The 22,178-nt window shown below is 72.2% G+C and carries 19 protein-coding genes; 5 read left to right on the top strand and 14 right to left on the bottom strand.

What is annotated here, in order from left to right; all coding sequences use genetic code 11:
• Positions 1 to 31 precede the first annotated feature (31 nt).
• The 10 genes from OG906_RS17910 to OG906_RS17955 form a co-directional block, all read right to left on the bottom strand.
• Complete coding sequence (locus OG906_RS17910) at positions 32 to 1,012, bottom strand: NAD(P)H-quinone oxidoreductase (RefSeq protein WP_329444022.1); 981 nt, start codon at positions 1,010 to 1,012, stop codon at positions 32 to 34.
• A gap of 45 nt (positions 1,013 to 1,057) precedes the next feature.
• The gene (locus tag OG906_RS17915) at positions 1,058 to 2,158 is read right to left on the bottom strand and encodes a potassium channel family protein (protein ID WP_329444025.1); all 1,101 of its coding nucleotides are present in this window, start codon (positions 2,156 to 2,158) and stop codon (positions 1,058 to 1,060) included.
• Positions 2,146 to 3,486: a molybdopterin molybdotransferase MoeA gene (locus tag OG906_RS17920; protein WP_329444027.1), complete on the bottom strand. Its 1,341-nt coding sequence runs from the start codon at positions 3,484 to 3,486 to the stop codon at positions 2,146 to 2,148. Before OG906_RS17920 ends, OG906_RS17915 begins: the two co-directional genes overlap by 13 nt.
• Positions 3,483 to 4,346 carry an NTP transferase domain-containing protein gene (locus tag OG906_RS17925; RefSeq protein ID WP_329444029.1) on the bottom strand — a complete coding sequence of 288 codons (864 nt, stop codon included), beginning with the start codon at positions 4,344 to 4,346 and terminating at the stop codon, positions 3,483 to 3,485. The genes OG906_RS17920 and OG906_RS17925 overlap by 4 nt, the downstream gene beginning before the upstream one ends.
• 232 nt (positions 4,347 to 4,578) lie before the next feature.
• A complete protein-coding gene (locus OG906_RS17930) occupies positions 4,579 to 5,118 on the bottom strand; it encodes a bacterial proteasome activator family protein (RefSeq protein ID WP_267801856.1) in 540 nt (179 codons plus the stop codon).
• 158 nt (positions 5,119 to 5,276) lie between these two features.
• On the bottom strand, positions 5,277 to 8,006 hold the full coding sequence (locus OG906_RS17935; protein WP_329448056.1) for an FtsX-like permease family protein: 2,730 nt from the start codon (positions 8,004 to 8,006) through the stop codon (positions 5,277 to 5,279).
• 101 nt (positions 8,007 to 8,107) lie between these two features.
• A complete protein-coding gene (locus OG906_RS17940; protein WP_267801855.1) occupies positions 8,108 to 8,851 on the bottom strand; it encodes an ABC transporter ATP-binding protein in 744 nt (247 codons plus the stop codon).
• 26 nt (positions 8,852 to 8,877) lie between these two features.
• Positions 8,878 to 9,555: a PadR family transcriptional regulator gene (locus tag OG906_RS17945; protein WP_329444033.1), complete on the bottom strand. Its 678-nt coding sequence runs from the start codon at positions 9,553 to 9,555 to the stop codon at positions 8,878 to 8,880.
• A gap of 108 nt (positions 9,556 to 9,663) precedes the next feature.
• A complete protein-coding gene (locus OG906_RS17950) occupies positions 9,664 to 10,404 on the bottom strand; it encodes a hypothetical protein (protein WP_329444038.1) in 741 nt (246 codons plus the stop codon).
• A gap of 188 nt (positions 10,405 to 10,592) precedes the next feature.
• Entirely contained in the window at positions 10,593 to 12,212 is a 1,620-nt protein-coding gene (locus OG906_RS17955; RefSeq protein WP_329444041.1) for a protein kinase domain-containing protein, read from the bottom strand.
• 228 nt (positions 12,213 to 12,440) lie between these two features.
• On the opposite strand from OG906_RS17955, the gene OG906_RS17960 reads away from it, so the two are divergent.
• Positions 12,441 to 14,084, top strand: a complete 1,644-nt coding sequence (locus OG906_RS17960; protein ID WP_329444044.1) for a protein kinase domain-containing protein — start codon at positions 12,441 to 12,443, stop codon at positions 14,082 to 14,084.
• Between the two features lie 99 nt (positions 14,085 to 14,183).
• Here the strand turns inward: OG906_RS17960 and OG906_RS17965 are convergent, their stop codons facing one another.
• Both OG906_RS17965 and OG906_RS17970 read right to left on the bottom strand, forming a co-directional pair.
• The gene (locus OG906_RS17965; protein ID WP_267801847.1) at positions 14,184 to 14,606 is read right to left on the bottom strand and encodes a pyridoxamine 5'-phosphate oxidase family protein; all 423 of its coding nucleotides are present in this window, start codon (positions 14,604 to 14,606) and stop codon (positions 14,184 to 14,186) included.
• Positions 14,607 to 14,713: 107 nt separating this feature from the next.
• The gene (locus OG906_RS17970; protein ID WP_281210540.1) at positions 14,714 to 15,376 is read right to left on the bottom strand and encodes a response regulator; all 663 of its coding nucleotides are present in this window, start codon (positions 15,374 to 15,376) and stop codon (positions 14,714 to 14,716) included.
• A gap of 480 nt (positions 15,377 to 15,856) precedes the next feature.
• Here OG906_RS17970 and pdhA point away from each other — a divergent pair, with 480 nt between their 5' ends.
• The 4 genes from pdhA to OG906_RS17990 all read left to right on the top strand — a co-directional run bounded on the left by pdhA (position 15,857) and on the right by OG906_RS17990 (position 20,404).
• Positions 15,857 to 17,065: a pyruvate dehydrogenase (acetyl-transferring) E1 component subunit alpha gene (gene pdhA / locus OG906_RS17975; RefSeq protein ID WP_267801844.1), complete on the top strand. Its 1,209-nt coding sequence runs from the start codon at positions 15,857 to 15,859 to the stop codon at positions 17,063 to 17,065.
• 5 nt (positions 17,066 to 17,070) lie between these two features.
• Complete coding sequence (locus OG906_RS17980; protein ID WP_053675762.1) at positions 17,071 to 18,051, top strand: alpha-ketoacid dehydrogenase subunit beta; 981 nt, start codon at positions 17,071 to 17,073, stop codon at positions 18,049 to 18,051.
• 31 nt (positions 18,052 to 18,082) lie between these two features.
• The gene (locus OG906_RS17985) at positions 18,083 to 19,531 is read left to right on the top strand and encodes a dihydrolipoamide acetyltransferase family protein (protein ID WP_329448057.1); all 1,449 of its coding nucleotides are present in this window, start codon (positions 18,083 to 18,085) and stop codon (positions 19,529 to 19,531) included.
• A 117-nt stretch (positions 19,532 to 19,648) separates the two neighbouring features.
• Complete coding sequence (locus tag OG906_RS17990; protein WP_329444051.1) at positions 19,649 to 20,404, top strand: hypothetical protein; 756 nt, start codon at positions 19,649 to 19,651, stop codon at positions 20,402 to 20,404.
• Positions 20,405 to 20,425: 21 nt separating this feature from the next.
• On the opposite strand, the gene OG906_RS17995 is transcribed toward OG906_RS17990, so the two are convergent.
• Both OG906_RS17995 and OG906_RS18000 read right to left on the bottom strand, forming a co-directional pair.
• A complete protein-coding gene (locus OG906_RS17995) occupies positions 20,426 to 20,845 on the bottom strand; it encodes a PPOX class F420-dependent oxidoreductase (RefSeq protein WP_267797414.1) in 420 nt (139 codons plus the stop codon).
• Positions 20,846 to 20,921: 76 nt separating this feature from the next.
• Complete coding sequence (locus OG906_RS18000) at positions 20,922 to 22,148, bottom strand: DUF1266 domain-containing protein (RefSeq protein WP_329444054.1); 1,227 nt, start codon at positions 22,146 to 22,148, stop codon at positions 20,922 to 20,924.
• Positions 22,149 to 22,178 lie beyond the last annotated feature (30 nt).

The raw sequence follows: 22,178 nt of genomic DNA on the forward strand, positions 1-22,178 counted from the left end.
GCTCCGGGACGGGTCGGTACGGCTTCGCCGGTCAGGTCGTGGTCAGCAGCAGTTTGCCGATGTGGGCGCTGGACTCCATGACCCGGTGGGCCTCGGCGGCGTCCCGCATCGGGTGGGTGGCGTGCACGATCGGGCGCACCCGGCCGGCCGTCACCAGCGGCCACACGTGCTCCCGTACCGCCGCGACGATCGCCGCCTTCTCCTCCAGCGGGCGGGCCCGCAGCGAGGTCGCGGTGATCGCCGCCCGCTTCGCCAGCAGCGCGCCCAGGTTCAGCTCGGCCTTCACCCCGCCCTGGAGCCCGATGATCGCGAGCCGGCCGTTGACGGCCAGGGCGTCCAGGTTCCGTGACAGGTACTTCGCGCCCATGATGTCCAGGATCACGTCCGCCCCGGCCCCGTCCGTCGCGGACCGCAGCTCCTCGACGAAGTCCTGCTCGCGGTAGTCGATCAGGATGTCCGCGCCCAACTCCGCGCAGCGCGCCAGCTTCTCCTTGCCGCCGGCCGTCACCGCCACCCTCGCGCCGATCGCCTTGCCCAACTGGATCGCCATGGTGCCGATCCCGCTGGAGCCGCCGTGTACGAGCAGGGTCTCGCCGGGGCGCAGCCCCGCCACCATGAACACGTTCGACCACACCGTCGAGACCACCTCCGGCAGTGCGGCGGCCGTCACCAGGTCCAGGCCGTCGGGCACCGGCAGCAGTTGTCCCGCCGGGACGGCCACCCGCTCCGCGTACCCGCCACCGGCCAGCAGGGCGCACACCTCGTCGCCCACCGACCAACCGGACACTCCCGGACCGATCGCGGTGATCCGACCGGAGCACTCCAGCCCCGGGTACCGGGACGCGCCGGGCGGGGGATCGTAGAACCCCTGTCGCTGGAGGACGTCGGCGCGGTTCACGGCGCTCGCCGCGACCTCGACGAGCACCTCGCCCTCGCCCGCCACCGGATCGGGTACGTCGGCCCAGACCAGGGCCTCGGGGCCGCCGGGCTGTTCGATGGTGATCGCATGCATGGCCCGGAGGCTACGCGAACCGCTCCCCGCAGGCCGGCAACCCGCCTACTCCGCGGACCCCAGGGTGGCCGGCTGCGTGTGCGGCGGCACCGCGCGGACGATGGTGATGACGCGGTCCGTGGACTGGAGCGGGCTCGCGTGCGGGTCGTCGTACGCCAGCAGCCGGTGGCCGCGCAGCACGCTCACCACGAGGTCCTCGGTCTCCCGGACCGACTTGCCGACCTCCGGCTTCCGGACGGGCCGTTCGATCAGGTCCAGGCCGCTGCCCTGCTGGATCAGATCCTCCATCACGGTGCCCGCGCTGGGGCTGAGCACCGACAGGCCCAGCAACCGGCCCGCCGCGCTCGCGCTCGTGATGACCGCGTCGGCGCCCGACTGGCGCAGCAGCGGGGCGTTCTCCTCTTCCCGCACCGCCGCGACGATCTTTGCCCCGCGGTTGAGTTGACGCGCGGTCAGCGTCACCAGGACGGCCGTGTCGTCCCGCTGCGTGGCGATGACGATCTGGCGGGCCTTCTGCACCTCGGCGCGGAGCAGCACGTCGGAACGGGTGGCGTCGCCCACGACGCCCGTGAGCCCCTCCGCGTTGGCGATGTCGACCACCTTGGAGCTCGGGTCGACGACGACGACCTGCTCCCTGTGGAGGCCGGTGGCCAGCAGCGTCTGCAGGGCCGAGCGCCCCTTGGTACCGAAGCCGATCACGACCGTGTGGTCACGCAAGTTCTTCCTCCAGCGGTTCAGCCGCCATTCTTCCCTGGTCCGCTCGGTGAGGACTTCCAGGGTGGTACCGACGAGGATGATCAGGAACAGCACGCGCAGCGGAGTGATCAGCAGGACGTTGAGCAGTCGCGCGCTGGCGCTGTACGGGACGATGTCGCCGTATCCGGTCGTCGACAGGGTGACGGTCGCGTAGTAGACGCAGTCGAGGAGGTCGATGCTGTCGTCCGCGTTGTCGTGGTAGCCGCCCCGGTCGAGCCACACGATCAGGACGGTCAGGCACATCACGAACAGGGCCATCAACAGGCGCCGGGTGACCTGCCGCAGGGGCTTCTCGACCTCCCGTTTGGGCAGTTTGATGCGCCGGGAGACGAGTTTCTCGTCCGCGCCCCGGGCCATGGCGTCATGGCCGTGCAGTTTCACGTGAAACATCCCCCCGCTGCCCACGGCAGATCGAGTACTTCGAGTTCCTGCCCGGACCGCGCGCCGCCGGTCGGTACGACGGCCAGCGCGTCGGCGGCCGCCACCCCCCGGAGCATCGCGGGGCCGTGGTAGCGCAGCGGCACCGCGTGCTCGTCGGTCAGCAACACCGGGACGAGCCGGGTGTCGTACGGGTGCCCCGGTACGTCCCCCTGAACCGCGACCGTGTACCGGGGGCGTTGCCGGCGCCCCGCGAGGGCCCGCAGCAGCGGCTCGGCCAGGGTCAGCAGCCCGGACACGGCGGCGAGCGGGTTGCCGGGCAGCCCCACCAGGTGGCGGCCGGCGGCCCGGTCCCCGAGCCGGGCCAGCAGCATCGGGTGCCCGGGACGCACGGCGACCCCGTCGACGAGGAGTTCGGCCCCCGCGCGCCGCAGCACGGGACGCACGTGGTCGACGGGGCCGGAGGCGGTGCCGCCGGTGGTGACGATCAGGTCGGCGTCGGAGGTGGTGACGGCCTCGTACAGGGCCTCGGCCCCGGCGGGGTCGTCGCCGAGCCGCCGCGTTCCGATGACCTCGGCGCCGAGTCGGGTCAGCCACGGGCCGAGCATGGGGCTCAGGGCGTCGCGGATCAGGCCGTCGTGCGGGAGTCCCTCGATCAGCAACTCGTCGCCGAGCACCAGGATCTCCACGCGCGGCCGGGGCCGGGTCTCCAGCGCGTCGTACCCCGCGGCGGCCGCCAGGCCGAGCACCGCCGGGGTGACCAGGGAGCCGGCGGGCAGCAACAGGTCGCCGGAGCGGCACTCCTGGCCGCGCGGGCGGATGTCCTGGCCGGTGGCGACGGGCCGCTCGGCGAACAACTGGGAGCCGGCCTCGCGGGAGTGTTCGGAGCGGATCACGGCGGTGGTGTCGGCGGGGATCCGGGCCCCGGTGGCGATCCGTACGGCCTCGCCGTCCGCGAGGGGCTCGGGCCGCTCCGAGCCGGCCAGTACCCCGCCGTCCCGGACGGCCCACGGGCCGGGGCCGGCGACCGCCCAGCCGTCCATGGCCGAGGTGTCGAAGGACGGCAGGTCGGTGAGGGCGTCGAGGGGCCCGGTCAGCACCTCGCCGAGGGCGTCGGGGAGCGGGACCCGGTGCGAGCGGGCCCGGACGCCGGAACCGGCCCGGACGGCCGCCTCGCGGGCCCGGAGCCAGGGCGCGGCGCGGTGCCCGCCGCCGTCCGGGGTGCGCGAGACGAGGGCCAGGGCCTCGTCGAGGGCCTGGTCGGCGGAGGAACCGGGGGACCCCTCGGGGCCGGGGGTGGCGGCTTCGGCCGGGACGCGCTCGGCGTCGGTACGGGTCATCCGGAGCCGGCTTCGGTGTTCTTCTCGGGGGTTTCCCCGTCCCATCGCAGCGCCAGGTCGGCCGCCTTGCGGGAGGCTTCGGCGACGGCCCGGGCCGGGTCCGCGCCGGCGGCCTCGGCCCGGGCGGCCGCGTAGCCGATCAGGAAGGTGGTCAGCGGGGCGGCGGGCCGGGCGACGCCGTGGGCGGCGTCACGGGCGAGGTCGAGCAGGGTCTTGGTGTCGACGTCCACGTCGATGCCCAGCTCGTTCTTGACGGCGGTGATCCATTGATCCAGCACGGTCCCATGCTCTCTGATCCGGGCCCGGGCGGCCGCGAGATCGTCCCAGGTGTCGCAGTCGAAGGAGGCGAGTGGCGCAGTGGCGGTGACGGTCGCCACGTCGAGTCCGGCGGTGAGTTCGCGCAGCGGGAGGCCCGCCAAGTCGCCGTGTGCGGCGGCCAACCGGGCGAGCCCCGCACGGAGCGGCTCGGCGCGGTAGGAGGCCACCAGCAGTTGGTCCCGGCCGTCCGGATCCCGCAGCATCGCCCCGTCGGGGCCGGGCGCGTCCAGCAGGGACCGTACGGTGGCGCGGTCCAGGAACGGCAGGTCGGCGGAGAGCACGAGCACCCGCGCCGCGGTCGTCGCCCGCAGTCCGGCGTCCAGCGCGGCGACCGGTCCCCCGCCCGGCGGGTCCTCGCGGGTCCAGCGCACGGGGCGCGAGGTGACCCGGGGCCCGCCGACGACGACGGTGGCGTCCGCGTCGACACAGGCGTCGAGGACCCGGTCGAGCAGGGCTCGGCCGCCGACGTGCAGGGCGGGCTTGTCGGCCCCGCCGAGTCGCCGGGCGGCGCCGCCTGCGAGGACGATGGCGTCGTAACTCATGCCTCCGAGTATGCGGGGGCGGTGTTGCGCGCGGGTTCCGCCACTTACCGGCCGCTTATCGCGCCGCTGTGAGGAACCGCCCCCGTACGGCCGCCGTGAGACGCCCGCCCCGGACATGCGTCACCCCGGCGGAGCCGGGGCTCCACCGGGGTGTGGGTGTCCGGAGACGATCCGGGGTGTCCGGGATCGGGCCGCCGATCGGGCCGCCGATCGAGCCGAAGGGCCGATCGGGCTACAGGTAGGGGCCGGAGCGGACCGCGCCGTGCGGACCCTCGTCGTCGTCCTCGTGCGAGGCGCCCGGAGGCAGGGCCCGCCGCATCTGCTCCAACTGTGCCCGCGCCGCCATCTGTTGCGCGAACAGGGCCGTCTGGATCCCGTGGAAGAGACCCTCCAGCCAGCCCACCAACTGCGCCTGCGCGATCCGCAGTTCCGCCTCGGAAGGGATCGCCTCCTCGGTGAACGGCAGGGACAGGCGCTCGAGTTCCTCGACCAGCTCGGGAGCCAGGCCGTCTTCGAGTTCCTTCACCGACGCGGCGTGGATGTCCTTGAGCCGGACACGGCTCGCCTCGTCGAGAGGTGCGGCACGCACCTCTTCCAGGAGTTGCTTGATCATGCTGCCGATCCGCATGACCTTGGCGGGTTGTTCGACCATCTCCGTCACCGGGACCTCGCGCGACTCGTCATCGGCGCCGCCGACCGCCATCCCGTCCTGTCCCACGATCAGGACGTGCGGGGGGCTGTCCTGCGACCGTTCACTCCTCGGCATCTCCATGCCGTCATTCTCTCGCACACCTTCGTTCTCACACGGTGTGCCCCCGTACAGGCGTGATCCACCCTGTACGGGGGCACACGATGACCCCGTCGTCACTCGTACGTCACCCAGCGGTCACCCTGGTCTCCCGTGTCACGGGCGCCCCGGGAGATCCGGTGTCAGCCCGCCGCCCGGCGGGCCAGGGCTCCGCTCGACTTGGTGACGATCGCGGCCAGCAGGGCCGCGCCCAACGGGACCACCACCAGCAGTCCGGCCAGCGTCTCCCACGGCACCGCGATGGGGATGTACTGGCCATCGGTGATGCCGGATTCCTCCAGGAGCCGCTTCGCGGTCTCCCGCTCGGTGAGCCGCAGCCCGACCGCCGGCAACAGTCCGGCGACGGAGCCCAGGACCACGCCCATCAGGGCCACCACCCCGCACTGGAAGCCGCTCAGCGTCCGCCGCACCCGCGGCGGGGCGCCGACGGCGGCCAGCGTCTTCAGGTCGGCCTCGGCGTCGGCCTGGGCGAGGCCCGTGGCGATGCCCGCCGCGCCGATGGTGACGAGACCGGCGAAGATGGTGAGGGCGAGCATGGGCAGGGTGCCCCGGCCCTGGTACCCCTCCTCGACCACGACCGTGGCCTCCAGGCCGATCTGGTCGATGCGGCTGTCCAGCTTCTGGCGCTGCGCGCTGCCGAGCGTCCCGTCGAGGGTGAAGTACGAGCCGGCCGGCGCGGTGGTGAGGCCGGCAGCCTTCACGGCGCTCGCGGGGAAGACCACGCCGAGTCCGTAGCCCGCGTCGGGATCGGTCGCCTGGTGGACCGCCATGACCTTCTTGACGCCCTTCGGCTCCTCGTCGGAATCCATGCCCTTGGGCTCCTCGGTCACGATGACGAGGGTGAGCCTGCCGTCCTTGATGAAGCGCTTGTCGAAGGAGACGGGCTTTCCGGCCTTCAGCGCGGCCGCGGCGCCGGGGTCGCTCACCCCGAGGACCTGCATCAACTTGTCGTCGGCTACGACCGACTGGAAGGGCTGCTGGTAGCGGTTCTGCTTGCACCGCCAGTCCTGGTACAACTCACGCCGCTGAGCGGGGGTGAAGGACTCGAAGGAGTCCCTCGACGCGTAGAGCGGGCAGCGGTTCTCCTTGGGCGTGAGGATCTCCGCCCGTCCGCAGCCCGGATCCACCGAGTAGGAATCGCACGTCGGCTTGCCCACGACGATCCGGTCCACGTCCGCCCGGATCGCCAGCGGGAACTCCTTCGCGAGCGCGTCGCGGACGGCGGGCACGTCCCGGTACCGGTCGTTCTCGTTGCTCGCCAGCAGGCCGGCGCCTGCCGGCATGTTCGCGACGTACTCGTGGCGGGCCTGCACGTCGGTGCTGTACTCGTACGTGGCCACCGCCACGGTGCCGGCGACGGCGGCCAGGACCGCCGCGACGGCGGGGGCCGTACGCCCCCGGTTGCGCACGGCGTCGCGCAGGGCGAGCCGCGGCGACAGCGGCAGCCACCGCCCGAGGCGCCCGAACAGGCCGACCAGGGTCGGGGTGAGGGCGACCACGCCCAGCTCGGCGAGGGCGCTGCCGCCCCCTACGACCACGGTCCCGGTGTCGGACACGGCTCCGTAGAGCGCGATGCCGGCGCCGGCCGCGACGGCCAGCAGCCCGATGAACGGCAGGACCCGGTTGGCCTTGCGGACCCCCCGGCGGCCGGTCAGCGAGGCCAGCACGGTCTGCCGGGAGGCGGTGATCGCCGGGACGATCGAGGCGAGCAGGCCCGTGACCACGGCGAGCAGCGCGATGCCGAGGAGTTCCAGGGGACGGACCTCGAAGCCGCCCCAGCGCAGCCCCAGGTACTCCTCCAGGACCGGCCGGAGGCCGAGGGTGAGCGCGCCGCCGAGGACGAGGCCGACGACGGCGGACGCCGCGCCGATGACCAGACCGCCGGAGAGGACGATGGCGCGGATGTGGCGACGGTCGCCGCCGTTGGCTCCGACCAGGCCGAGTTGGCGGCGCGAGCGCCGGGCGCCGACCGCGAAGGCGGGACCGGCGAGCAGACAGATCTCCAGCATCGCGAGGCCGACGACGGTGGCGAGGATGGTCATCTCGACGGTCCGCATGCCCGTCGACTTGTCGAATCGGCCTTCCTCCTTCTGCTGCTCGTAGAACGGGACGTCGGAGTCGGCGGGCGGGTTCAGATTGACGGCGCGGGAGACCACGACGACGCTCTTGGCGTTCGCCGCCTTCACCATGTTCCACGTGAAACCTTCGCCGCCGACCTTGACGAGGTAGGTGTCGTCGATCGACACCCCGTCGGTCCCGGCGGCCCGGAGTTCCTTGTCGAGCGGGGTGAGCAGGGTCCCGGGCGGGGCCGTGGCCTCCCGTTCCTGCAGGGCGGACGGGAGTTCGTACGCCCCCACGATCCGCAGGGCGCGGGACGAGCCGCGCGGGGTGACCTGGGAGCCGACGAAGAACCCGGAGTCCTTCAGGAAGGCGTCGGTGGCGATGATCTCCCCCGGCGCGGCGGGGAGCCGACCCCGTTTGAGGGTGAGGATGCCCTCGACGAGCGGGTCGGCGGTGTCCAGCTCGCGCAGGCGGATGTCCAGCAGGCCGTGCGTGGTGCGGACCTTGGCGTGCCCCTTGCTGTCCTTCACGGACCGGGCGCCCGGCGGGAGGGCGGACGGGAGGGGGTCCTTGCCGTCGTCGCGCGCGGAGGGGTCCCAGGACGAGTAGCCGCCGACGGGGGCGAAGGACTCGCCGTTCGGCTTCTGGTACACGGGGACGCCCATGTCCGAGTTCGAGAACATGGCGTCGGCGGTGCCGATCCGGCGGGACAACGTCTCGTCCACGGTGAGCGCGGCGCTGCGGGTGGTGAGGTCGACGGCGCTCACCCCGACGATCGGCAGCGCGATCATCGCGAGGACGAGGGCACTGCGCCCTTTCGCGCGCCAGGCGTCGCGGCGGGCTATTCGGATCGCGGCGATCCAGGAGTGGTACCAGGAGTGGAGCGGGGTGGTCACAGGCCGGCCGCCCGCCCGGAGAGCAGGGAGTCGGCGTGGCTGCGCAGGGTCTCGTCGACGACGCTGCCGTCGCGCAGGAAGACCACCCGGTCCGCCCATGCGGCGAACCGCGGCTCGTGGGTGACCAGGATCCCGGCCGCCCCCGCGTCGCAGCGCGAGCGCAGCAGGGCCAGCACGGATTCCCCGGTCTCCGAGTCGAGTGCGCCGGTGGGCTCGTCGGCGAGGACCAGGCGGCGGTCGCCGACGAGGGCGCGGGCGATGGCCACGCGCTGCTGCTGTCCGCCGGACATCTCGTCGGGGAAGCGGTCGGCGAGCTGCGCCAGGCCCATTTCCTCCAGCGCCGCCAAGGCGGAGGCCCGTGCCTTGCGGGCCGATATCCCGTCGAGTTCGCGGGGCAGCGCCACGTTCTCGGCCGCGGTGAGGGCCGGGATCAGGTTGTAGTCCTGGAAGACGTAGCCGATGCTGCGGCGGCGCAGCGCGGCGAGCTGCTTGCGGCTCGCGGTGGTGATGTCGGTGCCCTCCACGATCACCCGGCCGCTGCTGGGGGTGTCGAGTCCGCCGGCGAGGGTGAGCAGGGTGGACTTGCCGGACCCCGACGGGCCCATGACGGCGACGAGTTCGCCCGGGTACACGGCGAGGTCGATGCCGCGCAGGGCGTGCACCTCCGTGGCGCCGCTGCCGTGCGTGCGGACGAGTTTGTCCAGCTGGAGTACGGCGTTCTGTGACTGCTGGTCAGGCATGGAAGGGTCCCCCTGGGACGGTTCGTTCAACTCCGCCGCGTGCGGGCGGTGGAGGGGAGGTCGGTGGTGGCGCCGGCGGCCGCGGTGGCGGTCGTCGCTTCGGCGCCGGGAGCGGTCGGTGCGGCCTGGGGCGGATCGGGTACGGCTCTCCGGTCGGCCGGCAGGGAGAGCCGGACGAGCCGGGCTTCGCAGTGGTCGAGCCAGCGGGCCTCGGCCTCGGTCTGGAAGATCAGCTGTTCCAGCACCAGCAGCCAGGCGATGTCGTCGCGTTCGTGGGAGGTGCCGCTGTCGATCGCGGTGAGCGCCTGCGCCTTGAGCCGGGTGTAGTCCTGCATCGCCTTGATCGTGGCGTGCCGCTGGGACTGGATGACGGAGCGGATGTCCACGCCGGGGGCGCCGACGGCCATGGCGAGCTTGATGGACAGTTCGTCCCGGGGCGGGTTGGCGCGGTCCACGGGCCGCTCGTACCACTCGTGGAGCTCGGCGCGGCCGGTGTCGGTGATGGCGTACAGGGTGTGCCCGGCGGGGTCCTCGCCGCCGGGCGCGACGAGCCCGTCGCGCTCCAGTCGGGCGAGGGTGGTGTACACCTGCCCGACGTTGAGGGGCCAGGTGGACCCGGTGCGGGATTCGAACTCGGTACGCAGCTGAGAGCCGTACCGAGGACCCCTTTCGAGCAGGGCGAGAAGCCCGTGACGGATCGACATACTCAGTATGTATACCGGGTATGTACCGGCGCGCAACCGTCTGTGGATGTACTCCGCAGGGGGGACGCGCGGGTCGATGTCCGTCCCGGGTGCCGCTCGGGCGGGCGGTCAGCGCCCTCGGCGCAGCCGTACGCCCATGAAGCCCAGACCCAGTCCCATCAGGGCGAACCCGGTGCCGAGCGGCAGCAGGTGGGCCGCCAGATCGGCGGCCCGCTCGTTGGGCCCGGTGCCCATCGCCTCGACCGCGGAGCTGCCGGTCGGTTCGGGCGTCGGCTTCGCGATCGACTCGCGGCGGGAGGGCTCCGGTACCCCCGAGGCCTGCGGCCGTTCGTGCGCCCGAGGAGGCCGCTGCCGCTCCCCGAGCTCCGGCCGCTCCCGCAGTCCCGGCCGCTCGGGTCGCGCGGGCCGCTCCGCCGAACCCGGGCGCTCCGCCGCAGCGTCCGGCAGCCCCGGGTGCTCGGGGAGGCCGGGTCGCTCCGGCAGGCCGGGCCGTTCGGGCCGTTCGGGCAGTCCGGGCCGCTCCGGTCGTGCGGGCCGCTCCGGTCGCAGGGGGCGGCCGATCGACACCGTCAGGGGGCTGGCCGGCTCGGCCACGGGACGTCCGGGCCGTTCCCGGCCGGAGCCGGCGGCGCTGCCGGCCAGTTCCTCGTAGGCCTCTTCGGGTACGACCGACGCCGGATGGATGGCCGTGGTCGCGGCGGCGAGGGCGGGGACGAACGCGCGGGCGAGGGAGCGGGCGGCCGGGGCCGCGGAGGCGGCGCCCTGGGCGTGCGCCGGCGCCGCGACCAGCAGCCCGGCGGCCGCCAATGCGGCGCCGGCCGTCCAGCGCGGTGCGCGGGCGTGAGTCACGCGCTCAGGTTTGCATAAACGGACAAAAGCGGCATCTCGTACACCGTGTACGAGATGCCGCTTCCACGAAAGAGCGCGAAGGGCGCGAATGACACCAGAAAGAGGAGGGGTGAAAAGAGGAGGAGCGGGACCGGGCGGCGATCGGTGACCGCCGCCCGGAGCCCGCTCGTCCTTCGGCCTGCTCCGCCCTACTCCGGGTTTCCGGTGGAGACGCGGAGGGTGAAGGTGGTGTCCTTCGGGTCGATCTTGTCGCCGGCGGAGGGCAACTGGTCGACCACGGTGCCGTCGCCGTAGACGGCCTCGTCCCGGGGCTCTTCCTTGATCTTCCAGCCCGCGGCCTGGATGCAGTCCTTCACCGAGCGGATGTTCTTGTACCGGAAGTCGGGGGCGTTGACCTTCTTGGCGTCGTCATAGGCCTTCGTCGGGCTCTTGCACTTCTCCACGTCGATCGTCCGCGAGAGGTCCGGCCCCCGGTAGCCCGGGCGCGTGGAACCGGACGCCGAGGTCGAGGAGGACGGCGTCGCGACGTCCTTGTCCTTGTCGTCGCCGCCCAGGTTGAGCACGGCGATCAGCCCGCCGATGGCCACCAGCGCCACCACGATCGAGCCCACGATCACGCCCGTGTTCTTCTTCGACCCGCCGCCCGCGCCCGCGGGGGCAGGGTTCGGCGAGATGGTGAACGGCGGCGGGGTCTGCGGGGCGTACTGGTGCGCGTGCTGTTGCTGGGGCGGGTACGCGTATCCGCCCTGCGCCTGCGTCTGCGGCGCGTACGGGGACGGCGCCGGGGTGTGCGGCGGCTGGTACGGCTGCTGCATCGACTGCGGCGGCGCCTGGAACCCGGAGTCCACCGGCGGGAACACGGCCGAGCTCACACCCGCGCCGCTGCCGCCCGAGGGCGCACCCGGCACGATCGCCGGGGCCACCGTCCGACCGGCCGCCATCACGCGGTCGATCTCGTCGCGCATGGCCGCGGCCGTCGGGAAGCGCTCGTTCGGGTTCTTCTTCAGGGCCCGCGCCACCAGCGCGTCCATCGCCGGCGTCACCGACCGGTTGATGGAGGACGGCGCCGGCGGCTCCTCCTGCACATGGGCGTACGCGATGGCCAGCGGCGAGTCCGCGTCGAAGGGGAGCCGCCCCGTCAGCAGCTGGAACAGCATGATGCCGACGGAGTAGAGGTCGGACCGGGCGTCCACACCGCGGCCGAGCGCCTGCTCGGGCGACAGGTACTGCGGGGTGCCGACGACCATTCCGGTCTGCGTCATCGACGTGACGCCCGACTGCATGGCGCGGGCGATGCCGAAGTCCATGACCTTGACCACGCCGCGCCTGGTCATCATCACGTTGCCGGGCTTGATGTCGCGGTGGACCAGACCCATCTCGTGGCTGGTTTCGAGCGCCGCGAGCACATCGGAGGTGACCTTGAGCGCCTTGTCGGCCGGCATCGCGCCGTACTGCGCGATGTCCGTCTGGAGCGCGGAGCCGAGCGGCTGCCCCTCGACGTACTCCATGACGATGTACGGCATCAGCGCGCCGTCGAGCTCGCCCTCGCCGGTATCGAATACCGAGACGATGTTCGTGTGCGACAGTTTCGCTACAGCCTGCGCCTCGCGGCGGAACCGCTCGCGGAAGGACGCTTCGCGCCCCAATTCGCTGTGCAGCGTCTTGATGGCGACCTGTCGGTCGAGGGCCGAGTCGTACGCGAGGTAGACGGACGCCATGCCGCCTTCGCCGAGCAAGTCCCTTAGCTGGTAACGGCCACCGGCCAGGGAGCCGCCTGCGTACCGGCCCTGTGTGCCGTCCTGGCTCATGACTGTTGCTTCCCCTCGGGCGGTGTCCTGACGCGTCTGGCAGAGCGCATGTGGCAGCCAGTCTGCCGGAGGGCAAGCACACGTCAAGCCAGGTGCCCGTTCCGTGACCACAAGGCCACCGCGAGCCATTGTCCGAACGGTGAACGGTTCCGAGGCTGTAGCGTTCGTGGCAGCACCCCAAGAGGACACCGCTGAGTTGCGGCCCGAGAGAGACGACGGCGAGGACTGATGGCACCCGAACCCGAGGGAAACGGCGCCGGGATGGCCGAGGATCCTGAGCATTGGGGCGCAGGCGGCCTGGTGGGCGAAGGCCGTTACCGGCTGACCCACCGCCTGGGCCGCGGTGGCATGGCGGAGGTGTTCGCCGCCGAGGACGTCCGGCTGGGCCGCACCGTCGCCGTGAAGCTGCTGCGCGCCGACCTCGCCGAGGACCCCGTCTCCAAGGCCCGCTTCACGCGCGAGGCACAGTCGGTCGCCGGGCTGAACCACCACGCGGTCGTCGCCGTGTACGACTCGGGCGAGGACCGGGTCGGCCCGAACGTCGTTCCCTACATCGTGATGGAGCTGGTCGAGGGCCGCACCATCCGCGAACTGCTGATCAGCGCCGAGGCCCCGGGCCCCGATCAGGCGCTCATCATCGTCGCGGGTGTGCTGGAGGCCCTGGCCTACTCGCACCAGCACGGCATCGTGCACCGCGACATCAAGCCGGCCAACGTGATCATCACCGACACCGGCGCGGTGAAGGTGATGGACTTCGGCATCGCCCGCGCCCTGCACGGCGTGCAGTCGACGATGACCCAGACCGGCATGGTCATGGGCACCCCGCAGTACCTGTCGCCCGAACAGGCCCTCGGCAAGGCCGTGGACCACCGAAGCGACCTGTACGCCACCGGTTGTCTGCTGTACGAACTCCTCGCGCTGCGGCCCCCCTTCACGGGCGAGACGCCGCTGTCGGTGGTCTACCAGCACGTCCAGGACGCGCCGATCCCGCCGTCGCAGCTGCCGGAGGGGCACCACATCCCGCAGGAGCTCGACGGCCTGGTCATGCGCTCGCTGGCCAAGGACCCGGACGACCGCTTCCAGTCGGCCGAGGAGATGCGCGGGCTCGTCCAGTACGCGCTCCAGATGCTCCACGACCAGGGGCCGAACACCGGCACCTGGAACACCGGCCCCGTCACCATGGCGCTGCCAAACGGCCAGCCCGGGTCGAACCCCACCACGGCGATGCCGCAGGGCGGGCCGGGCGGACAGCAGTACCCCCAGCACGCCACGACCTCGCAGTTCCAGCAGCCGATGGTGCCCCCGCTCAACCCCGACGACGGGTCGGCCTTCCCGGGCGGCGGCGGATACGGCAACGGCAGGAACGGCAACGGTCACGCCGGCCAGGGCGGTCACGGCGGCCAGGGCGCCGGCGGAGGCCGCTGGAAGATGGTGGTCTTCGCGCTGCTCGCGGTGCTGGCCATCGCCGGTGGCGTCGCGTACGCGGTGAAGACCGTGGGCGGCGGCGGTTCGGGCAACGAGAAGAAGTCCCCCGGCACCTCGCAGAGTTCGCCGAAGACCCCGGCCAGCTCCGCGGAGACGCCGGCGGACTCCCCCTCGGCGCAGTCCCCGGACTCCCCGCGCACGGACGACAGCGAGGACGAGGAGACGTACAAGCCTTCGCCGAGCCGCGGCAGGACCTCTCCGAGCTACACCCCGCCGTCGAACTCGCCCTCGTCGTCGCCGTCGCACTCGACGAAGCCGTCGGAGAGCAACGAGCCGTCGCCGTCCAAGCCGTCGACCCCGACGAAGCCGGTGACGGAACCGCCGCCCGAGACCGGAGGCCCGGGAGGCGCCGGTGGGGACGAGGGTGGCGAGGGCGCCGGGCAGTAAAGGCCAGGCCGCGAGATCCGTCATGTACGGGAAGGGCCCGTCGGAAGCGATTCCGACGGGCCCTCCCCGTACCCTCTGTCCGCGGCGCGCGCCGTCCGTTCAGAGCGCGTGTTGGTACTCCCGGTCGCGCGCGTGGCTCCCGGCCAGGGTGTGCACGGTGACGAGTTGCGGTTCGATGCGCATGTAGACGGGGTCGAAAAGGGCGCCGTCGACGAAATGCGGACCGGGACCGAAGAGTTCCAGTTCGGCGTTGGTCGGTTCGACGAGTTCCGCGGTGCCGGTGAACTGAACCGACCACAGGCGCCGGTCCCCGGAATTGAAGTTGTCCGCGCCGTAGGAGACCACGCTGCCGTTGCAGGCCTGGTGGTGGCCGAACCCGGCGTGCATTCTCAGCACGACCCTGCCGTCCACCACGATGTGGCGGGCGAGCGCGAGGAAGGGCAGCGCGCGCATGCTGGTGGCCACTCGGCCGTACGGCACCCGGCGCAGCAGTTCGATGGCGTGGAGTTCCTCAGGGGACATGCACTCCACTCTCCGCCTCCGACACCCGGTCGGGAAAGGGGATCCCGCCCCGTTGATCAGGGACGTTGGTCCCGAATCGACGGGGCTGCCACCCCTTTTCGGCCGGACTAGGCGCGCTTTTCGGCCTGGAGGCGGGCCACGTAGGCGGCGGCCTGGGAGCGGCGCTCCATGCCGAGCTTCGACAGCAGGCTGGAGACGTAGTTCTTGATCGTCTTCTCCGCCAGGTGCAGGCGCTCGCCGATGACGCGGTTGGTCAGACCCTCGCCGATCAGGTCGAGGATCTTGCGCTCCTGCTCGGTGAGGTTGGAGAGCCGGTCGTCGCCCTTGCCGTTCTTGCCGTCGCGCAGGCGCTCCAGCACCCGGGCGGTCGCCACCGGGTCCAGCAGGGACTTGCCGGCCGCGACGTCGCGGACGGCGCTGAGCAGCTCATTCCCGCGGATCGCCTTGAGGACGTAGCCCGAGGCGCCCGCCATGATCGCGTCGAACAGTGCCTCGTCGTCGGCGAACGAGGTCAGCATCAGGCACTTGATGTCCTCGTTCCCGGAGCGCACCTCGCGGCAGACCTCCACGCCGCTGCCGTCCGGGAGGCGGACGTCGAGGACCGCCACGTCGGGACGGGTGGCGGGAATGCGGACGAGTGCGTCGGCGGCCGTACCGGCTTCCCCGACGATCTCGATGTCGTCTTCGACCGACAAGAGTTCATGGACGCCCCGACGTACCACCTCGTGGTCGTCCAGGAGAAATACCTTGATTTTTCCGTCTTCGCGCACAAACTCATCTTCACACACTCGTTCACATACTCGCCGTTTTCGTCCGGTGAAGCCGTTCGCCTCGTTCCCGCCCTTCCCGGCGTTCGTCTTTGTGTGCGATTGCCGGTGTGGAGGGTTCACGACCGGGTCCGCCCGTCCGGGGCCGCGGCGTTCCTCCATCAGGGATCACCCTTGAACCCCTTCCCTGCCGGAGTTACCCGGGATAACGTGCCGTTGTTCCGGCCCCCTGCAAGGCTGTGACCAGTGGTTGTTCCCGAAGTCGCCGATTTACTTGGATATCCAAGCAAAATCGCAGGTCAAACGGGGTTTCGCAGTTATGCGGGGCACTGGGTAACGTGCATTGCGCAGGGCACTCGCCGGGGCACCTGTCACGCCTGAATCCCGTACGTTCCGCGCACCCACCCCGTGCGCGGGTACAGATACAGGTGAGCCGCACTGGACCCCGGAGAACCCGGGTGCCGGACCGACGGAGGAGCACACGTGACCGTGGAGAGCACTGCCGCGCGCAAGCCGCGACGCAGCAGTGGCACCAAGCGGGCGGCAGGCGCAGCCGGCGCCCGCAAGACCGCCGCTGCCACCGCACAGCCGCACGACGCCGAGCCTCAGCTCGTACAACTGCTGACGCCCGAGGGAGAACGGGTCGAGGTCGCGGACAACCCCGACATCGCCGAGTTCGCTCCTTTCGTCGCCGACATCACCACCGACGACCTGCGCGACCTGTACCGCGACATGGTCCTCACCCGCCGTTTCGACGGCGAGGCGACCGCCCTGCAGCGTCAGGGCGAGCTGGGCCTGTGGGCCTCGCTGCTCGGCCAGGAGGCCGCGCAGATCGGTTCCGGGCGCGCGCTGCGCGACGACGACTACGTCTTCCCGACCTACCGTGAACACGGTGTGGCCTGGTGTCGTGGGGTCGACCCGACCAACCTGCTCGGCATGTTCCGCGGTGTGAACCACGGTGGCTGGGACCCGAAGATCAACAACTTCCACCTGTACACGATCGTCATCGGCTCGCAGACCCTGCACGCGACCGGTTACGCCATGGGTGTGGCCAAGGACGGCGCCGACTCGGCCGTCATCGCCTACTTCGGCGACGGCGCGTCCAGCCAGGGCGACGTGGCCGAGGCGTTCACCTTCTCGGCCGTCTACAACTCCCCCGTGGTGTTCTTCTGCCAGAACAACCAGTGGGCGATCTCCGAGCCGACCGAGCGCCAGATGCGCGTACCGCTCTACCAGCGCGCCCAGGGCTTCGGCTTCCCGGGCGTCCGGGTGGACGGCAACGACGTCCTGGCCTGCCTCGCGGTCACCCGGTGGGCGCTGGAGCGGGCCCGCCGCGGAGAGGGCCCGACCCTCGTCGAGGCGTTCACCTACCGCATGGGCGCGCACACCACCTCCGACGACCCGACGAAGTACCGGCGCGACGAGGAGACCGCGGCCTGGGAGGCGAAGGACCCGATCCTGCGCCTGAAGGCCCACCTCCTCGCCACGGGCGGCGCCGACGAGGCGTTCTTCGAGCAGCTGGAAGTCGAGAGCGAGACCCTGGGCAAGCGGGTGCGCGAGGTCGTGCGCGCCATGCCCGACCCGGACACGATGGCGATCTTCGAGAACGTCTACGCGGACGGGCACGCGCTCGTCGACGAGGAGCGCGCCCAGTTCGCCGCGTACCTCGCGTCCTTCGAAGGTGGGGAGTGACCGCCATGGCCGTTCAGAAGCTGACCATCGCGAAGGCGCTCAACGATTCGCTGCGCAAGGCCCTGGAGACGGACCCCAAGGTCCTGATCATGGGTGAGGACGTCGGCAAGCTCGGCGGCGTCTTCCGCATCACCGACGGTCTCCAGAAGGACTTCGGCGAGGAGCGGGTCATCGACACCCCGCTCGCCGAGTCGGGCATCGTCGGCACCGCGATCGGCCTGGCCCTGCGCGGCTACCGGCCGGTCGTCGAGATCCAGTTCGACGGGTTCGTCTTCCCGGCGTACGACCAGATCGTCACGCAGCTCGCGAAGATGCACGCGCGGTCGCTCGGCAAGATCAAGATGCCGGTCGTCATCCGCATCCCGTACGCGGGCGGCATCGGCGCGGTCGAGCACCACAGCGAGTCCCCGGAGACGCTGTTCGCGCACGTCCCCGGCCTGAAGGTGGTCTCGCCCTCGAACGCGAGCGACGCCTACTGGATGCTCCAGCAGGCCATCCTCAGCGACGACCCGGTGATCTTCTTCGAGCCGAAGCGGCGCTACTGGGACAAGGGCGAGGTCGACGTCGAGGCCATCCCGGACGCCCTGCACGGGTCCCGGGTGGCGCGCGAGGGCACGGACATCACCCTGGCGGCCTACGGCCCCATGGTGAAGGTCTGCCTGGAGGCGGCGGCCGCCGCCGCCGAGGAGGGCAAGTCGGTCGAGGTCGTGGACCTGCGCTCGATGTCCCCGATCGACTTCGACGGACTGCAGGCCTCGGTGGAGCGGACCCGCCGGCTCGTGGTCGTCCACGAGGCGCCGGTGTTCCTCGGCGTGGGCTCGGAGATCGCCGCCCGCATCACGGAGCGGTGCTTCTACCACCTGGAGGCGCCGGTGCTGCGCGTGGGCGGATTCCACGCGCCGTACCCGCCGGCCCGCCTGGAGGACGAGTACCTGCCGGGCCTGGACAGGGTGCTCGACGCCGTCGACCGCTCGCTGGCGTACTGAGGAGAGCCCTGTGACGATCCGTGAATTCAAGATGCCCGACGTGGGCGAGGGCCTCACCGAGGCCGAGATCCTCAAGTGGTACGTCCAGCCGGGCGACACCGTCGCCGACGGTCAGGTCGTCTGCGAGGTCGAGACGGCGAAGGCGGCCGTCGAGCTGCCGATCCCGTTCGACGGCGTGGTCCACGCCCTGCTCTTCGAGGAAGGCGTCACGGTCGACGTCGGCCAGGTGATCATCTCGGTGCGGACCGGTCCGGCGGAGGCGGCCCCCGAGGCCGCCGCCCCGGCGGCCGTGGCGGCCCCGGCCGCAGCCGAGGAGCCCGTCGCCGAGGTCCGTCAGCCGGTCCTGGTCGGCTACGGCGTGTCCACGGCCTCCACCAAGCGCCGCCCCCGCAAGGGCGCGGCCGAGGCGGGCGCCGCTCCGGCCGCCTCCGTGGCCGCGCGCAACGGCTCGGCCGTCGCGCCGGCGGTCGTACCGGCCGTCGTGCCGGCTCCCGTGGTTCCCGCGCAGAACGGCTCGGCACACGCCGCGCCCGCCGGTTCCGAGCGTCCGCTGGCGAAGCCGCCGGTGCGCAAGCTCGCCAAGGACCTCGGCATCGACCTGGCCCTGGTGATCCCCACCGGTGACGGCGGGGTCGTGACCCGGGAGGACGTCCACGCGGCGGCCGCCGCGGCGATCGCCCCGCAGACCGCGCAGGTCACGGCGCCGGCCGCCGTCCAGGCCCAGGCCCCCGCCCCGGTGGCGGCCGAGGCGGTCGTCCGGACGCCGGTCGATCCGGCCGCGCGTGAGACCCGGATCCCGGTCAAGGGCGTTCGCAAGGTCACCGCCCAGGCCATGGTCGGCTCCGCCTTCACCGCGCCGCACGTCACCGAGTTCATCACCTTCGACGTGACCCGGACGATGAAGCTGGTCCAGGAGCTCAAGGACGACCCGGACCTCGCCGGTCTGCGGATCAACCCGCTGCTCCTGATCGCCAGGGCCGTCCTCGTCGCGATCCGCCGGAACCCGGACGTCAACGCGTCCTGGGACGAGGCGGCCCAGGAGATCGTGCTCAAGCACTACGTCAACCTGGGCATCGCGGCGGCCACCCCGCGCGGGCTGATCGTCCCGAACATCAAGGACGCCCACACCAAGTCGCTGCGCGAACTGTCCGAGGCCCTGTCGGCCCTGGTCGGCACCGCCCGGGACGGCAAGACGTCCCCGGCGGACATGCAGAACGGCACGCTCACCCTCACCAACGTCGGCGTCTTCGGCGTCGACACCGGCACGCCCATCCTGAACCCCGGCGAATCCGCGATCCTCGCCATCGGCGCGATCAAGCTCCAGCCGTGGGTCCACAAGGGCAAGGTCAAGCCGCGCCACGTCACCACCCTGGCGCTGTCGTTCGACCACCGCCTGATCGACGGCGAACTCGGTTCCCGCTTCCTGGCCGACATCGCGGCGGTCCTGGAACACCCCCGCCGACTCCTCACCTGGTCGTAGCGGTCGCAGCACCGTCGTACGCGCCGATGGCCGGGTCCCCCTCGCGGGAGCCCGGCCATCGGCCGTCGCGGGTCCGCCCCGCCACCGGGTAGCCTCCCGCCGGGGAAAGGGGGCCGGGTGCCCATCGCCGAACTGCAGGTGTACTCCGTCGAGCGGGCCGACGTGACCGGCGGGGTGTGTGTCGTCCGCTGCATCGGCGGGGTCGCGCGCGCCGGGCAGGTCTACGCCGTCGGGGACCTGCGGCTCGGGCTGCGGCGGATAGAGCGGTACGGGCGGACCGTCGGCTTCTTCGACGCCGGGCACGTGGCGCGGGTCCACCTCACCGGGGCGGTGGTCGCGCTGCTCAGCCGCGGGCAGGTGCTGACGTACGTACCGCCGGACGGCCATTCGCTGGACGAACTGGAGGCCTGGCTGGCCACCGATCCACCCCTGCTCGACGAACCCCACCCCGAGACCCTGCGCGGCATCGCCGTCGCCCGCATGCGCGACCGGGCGCTGCCCGACGCGGCGCGGATGCGGTGGGGGCGGGTGGCGCTGGCCGCGATCCTGCGGGCGGGCGGGCCCGACGACCTGACGCGCGGGGCCGAGACGGCGGCCGTACGGGGCTACCTGATCCGGGAGTTCGGGCCCGGCCGCGGCGGCGACCCGGCGGCCCTGTGCCGGGACGTGCTCGCGCTGATCGACCTGACCCCGGCGCGGGCGGCGGCCGAGGCGCGGGACTGGCGGGACCTGCCGCGCGAGCGCATCCTGCACCTGCGGCGGATCAAGAACCTGGTGCCCTGGGCGACCCTGGTCCGCGACCACCTGGCGGCCGACGACCCCCTCGCGGAGGTCGTCGACGCCTGGACGGCGGTCCGGGGCCTGCTGCCCTAGGTCCTGTCGACCGGCGAACGTCTAGCCGGCGGCCTTGGCGGCGTTGCCGAGCACCTTCGTCGGGGTGATGCGCAGGACCACCCGCACCTGTTCGGCGGGGGCCTCCACGTACTCCTTGCCGCCGCCCGGGCCCAGGTACTCCTCGGCGATCCGGGCCGCCACGGCCCGACCGGTGTCCTCGGTCACCGAGGCGGTGCCGCGGATCTCGGCGTACAGGAAGGGGTTCGCGAGGTCGAAGACGGTCAGGCCGACCCGCTCGTCGCGGACCAGGTTGCGCTCCTTGCGCCGGCCCCGCTCGGTGGAGACCAACAGCTCGTCGCCGTCGCGGGACACCCAGACGACCGAACTCTGCGGTCCGCCATCGGGGTTGATGGTCGTGAGGACGGCGGGATGCGGCGCGTCCAGCAGCCCCCGCACGGTGTCGTTCAGCTCAACAGTCATGCGCGCGAGCCTAGTCGGGGACCCCTCGCGCGCGGCTCGGTTCGCGTACGACGATCCGATTGACCGAGGTTCCCGCTCAGCCCCACGGCAGGTTCACCCAGGGGCTGCCCGGATCGTTCGTCAACTCCCGGTGCACGGTGACCATGTCCGCGTACCAGTGGCCGAACTCCTCCTCGTCGAACTGCATGCACCGCCCCAGGACGAACCCGGCGGACAGCTCCTCCCACGAGCGGTACGCCAGCCGGCAGGCCTTCCCCGCCCGGACGACGGCCCGCTCGGTCTCCTCCAGGCTCCCGAAGCGGGCGCCCAGACCCCAGCGCGCCATCTGGGAGGCCCGCCCGAAGTCCCACGCCTCGACGGAACGCACGTACGCGCCCCCGCCCAGCACCCCGTCGGCCCGGAAGCGCTGCTCGTAGCGGGCGATCCGCCCGATGACCCGCTGGAGGCCCGCGATCTCCCCCTCCACCTCGGCGGTGGGCCGGGGGCGTGCGACGGTCACCCCGTCCGGGGTCAGGCGCGGCTCGGCGGCCCGCTCCGCGTTGGCCCGCAGGGTGGAGGCGGTGGCGTGGCGCCAGTGCTCGACGTCCACCGGCCCGGCGAACTCCTTGGCCAGGGCGACGCGCACGCGCAGCGCGAACTCCCACACCGGGCTGACCACGTCGGCGGTCAACAGCCGCTCGGTCATGCCCAGCCACTCCTCGCGGGTGGTGACCCCCCAGGACTCCCGGAGCTTCTCCCGCTCCAGCGAGTAGCCCTGACCGTGGTAGGCGAGCGCGTTCCAGAACGTCCCGGAGCGCACCGACAGGTGCGCGCCGCAGGCCAGCCCGAAGGCGACGGGCCCGCGCAGGGGGCCGCCGAGGTGGAGGGCGTGGACCTTGTCGCGTTCCAGCCCGGTGTAGTCGCGCGGGCGCCGCTCCACATGGAACTTCCAACTCGCGGCGTGCGCGGGCGACATCGGCAGGAACACCTCGAAGGGAGTGCCCGGGTTGACGGCCAGATAGGGGACCGCGCCCGACGGATAGCAGTCGGCGAACCAGTCGAGGCTCGCGATGTCGAAGACCGGGTCGGGGCCGGGCACGGGCAGCATGCCCTCGGTGAAGGCGATGTAGGCGTGCGCCTGGACCTGCGGGAACCAGGTCCGCTCGGGCCGGACCTGGGTGGGATGGGCGTCGAGGAACGCACGGGACTGCGGGACGAGGAGGCGGGCCCGCGCCAGCACGTCGAGGAGGCCCGGCCAGTTCCCCGCGGCCCTCGCCTCGTGCAACTCTCGTTCGATGACGCTCGGCGCGGTCCAGGTCCCCATGCGGAAACCCTAGGCCCTGTCGTCCGCACC

This window comes from Streptomyces sp. NBC_01426, assembly GCF_036231985.1.
In the GTDB taxonomy this organism is placed as follows: Bacteria; Actinomycetota; Actinomycetes; order Streptomycetales; family Streptomycetaceae; genus Streptomyces.

What these genes read in the sequence shown, in the direction of transcription:
- OG906_RS17910 (WP_329444022.1), bottom strand. Translation starts at nt 1,012, where the DNA reads ATGCATGCGATCACCATCGAACAGCCCGGCGGCCCCGAGGCCCTGGTC.
- OG906_RS17915 (WP_329444025.1), bottom strand. Translation starts at nt 2,158, where the DNA reads ATGTTTCACGTGAAACTGCACGGCCATGACGCCATGGCCCGGGGCGCG.
- OG906_RS17920 (WP_329444027.1), bottom strand. Translation starts at nt 3,486, where the DNA reads ATGACCCGTACCGACGCCGAGCGCGTCCCGGCCGAAGCCGCCACCCCC.
- OG906_RS17925 (WP_329444029.1), bottom strand. Translation starts at nt 4,346, where the DNA reads ATGAGTTACGACGCCATCGTCCTCGCAGGCGGCGCCGCCCGGCGACTC.
- OG906_RS17930 (WP_267801856.1), bottom strand. Translation starts at nt 5,118, where the DNA reads ATGGAGATGCCGAGGAGTGAACGGTCGCAGGACAGCCCCCCGCACGTC.
- OG906_RS17935 (WP_329448056.1), bottom strand. Translation starts at nt 8,006, where the DNA reads ATGATCGCGCTGCCGATCGTCGGGGTGAGCGCCGTCGACCTCACCACC.
- OG906_RS17940 (WP_267801855.1), bottom strand. Translation starts at nt 8,851, where the DNA reads ATGCCTGACCAGCAGTCACAGAACGCCGTACTCCAGCTGGACAAACTC.
- OG906_RS17945 (WP_329444033.1), bottom strand. Translation starts at nt 9,555, where the DNA reads ATGTCGATCCGTCACGGGCTTCTCGCCCTGCTCGAAAGGGGTCCTCGG.
- OG906_RS17955 (WP_329444041.1), bottom strand. Translation starts at nt 12,212, where the DNA reads ATGAGCCAGGACGGCACACAGGGCCGGTACGCAGGCGGCTCCCTGGCC.
- OG906_RS17960 (WP_329444044.1), top strand. Translation starts at nt 12,441, where the DNA reads ATGGCACCCGAACCCGAGGGAAACGGCGCCGGGATGGCCGAGGATCCT.
- OG906_RS17965 (WP_267801847.1), bottom strand. Translation starts at nt 14,606, where the DNA reads ATGTCCCCTGAGGAACTCCACGCCATCGAACTGCTGCGCCGGGTGCCG.
- OG906_RS17980 (WP_053675762.1), top strand. Translation starts at nt 17,071, where the DNA reads ATGGCCGTTCAGAAGCTGACCATCGCGAAGGCGCTCAACGATTCGCTG.
- OG906_RS17985 (WP_329448057.1), top strand. Translation starts at nt 18,083, where the DNA reads ATGCCCGACGTGGGCGAGGGCCTCACCGAGGCCGAGATCCTCAAGTGG.
- OG906_RS17995 (WP_267797414.1), bottom strand. Translation starts at nt 20,845, where the DNA reads ATGACTGTTGAGCTGAACGACACCGTGCGGGGGCTGCTGGACGCGCCG.
- OG906_RS18000 (WP_329444054.1), bottom strand. Translation starts at nt 22,148, where the DNA reads ATGGGGACCTGGACCGCGCCGAGCGTCATCGAACGAGAGTTGCACGAG.